Source organism: Caballeronia arvi (assembly GCF_001544695.2).
Classification (GTDB): domain Bacteria; phylum Pseudomonadota; class Gammaproteobacteria; order Burkholderiales; family Burkholderiaceae; genus Caballeronia; species Caballeronia arvi.
The window spans coordinates 1-1321 of record NZ_FCOM02000241.1 but is presented as its reverse complement, the minus strand read 5'-3'; the positions used below and the strand labels follow the sequence as shown (position 1 = coordinate 1321).

Annotated in this window: 1 protein-coding gene; it reads left to right on the top strand. The window is 57.3% G+C overall.

Annotation, left to right across the window (positions count from 1 at the left end):
• Nucleotides 1–92 precede the first annotated feature (92 nt).
• Complete coding sequence (locus tag AWB74_RS44620) at nucleotides 93–1106, top strand: IS110 family RNA-guided transposase (protein WP_061152812.1); 1014 nt, start codon at nucleotides 93–95, stop codon at nucleotides 1104–1106.
• Nucleotides 1107–1321: the final 215 nt, after the last annotated feature.

The following is a 1321-nucleotide window of genomic DNA, read 5'->3' as shown; positions in this document are numbered from 1 at the left end:
TTGAAAATCATCTAGCGGGCCTCCCACCGTCGTCATGGAGGCGACGGGGTTAAAGTGAGTTTGCCAACTGCTTCAACCGAAGGGAGGCTGAGATGAAATATAGCGGAATTGACCTGCACTCGAACAACAGCGTAGTGACTGTGACCGACGAAGCGGATCAGGTGGTCGCAGAAAAGCGTTTGCCGAACGACCTGCCGAAGATCCTTGCGTTTCTCTCGCCCTGGCAGATGGAGCTGGCCGGCGTTGTAGTCGAATCCACGTTCAACTGGTACTGGCTTGTCGATGGACTGCAGGACGCCGGCTTCAAAGTGCATTTGGCCAACACCACGGCGATCAAAAAATACGACGGACTCAAGCACAGCGGAGACGAGACCGATGCGCGTTACCTTGCTCAACTGCTGCGATTGGGAATTCTTCCGACAGGCACCGTCCTGCCGCCACAGCACCGCGCCGTGCGCGATCTGGCCAGAAAACGGATGCAACTGGTGCGCAGCCGCTCCAGCCACATCCTTGCGGTTGAAAACATTACGGCACGCCAGTTCGGCACGCGGATCACAAGCAATCAGGTCAAACGGCTGGACGGAGATACGATCGACGAGATGCATCTGCCGGACGAAGTAGCACTCGCGGTTCGGGCAAATGTCGCGGTCATCACAACGCTCTCCTCACAGATTGAACTCGTGGAAAAGCGTCTCCATGAAAAGGTCGCGCCGAATCCCGACTACGCGTTACTGACGACAGTGCCGGGTATTGGTCAAACTCTTGCGACTGTGATTCTGCTGGAGGTGGGTTCGATTGAGCGCTTCCCCAGCGTTGGTAATTTCGCTTCTTATGCGCGCTGCGTGGACAGCCAGCGCATGAGCAATGGCAAGAAAAAAGGCGAAGGCAACACAAAGAACGGTAACTCGTACATGTCCTGGGCATTCATCGAAGCGGCCACCTTTGCTATGCGCTATTGCGCAGATGCCAAGCGCTTCTACGAGCGCAAGAAAACCAGGACCAATGCGGTTCTCGCGCGAAAGGCCCTCGCACACAAGCTGGCCCGCGCGTGCTTCCATATCCTGAAGGAGCGAAAGCCCTTTGATGTGACGCGCTGTTTCGCGTAGAGCTGACGACGACGGCCGACAAGCCCCGGTTACCCACTGGAGCCACAGCCCTAAAACTTGAATGGGATGTCGTACCGCCGTCCCCGATGAGCAGTCATGCGGACCGCCCGCATTGCGAGCCAGTCACCCATTGGCGCCGACGCGTCGGCAGCCACAGATTTGTGCAACCATATGGACGCATTGCGGCACCAACGTTCTTCTGGGGCGGCATAGCC

What these genes read in the sequence shown, in the direction of transcription:
- AWB74_RS44620 (WP_061152812.1), top strand. Translation starts at nt 93, where the DNA reads ATGAAATATAGCGGAATTGACCTGCACTCGAACAACAGCGTAGTGACT.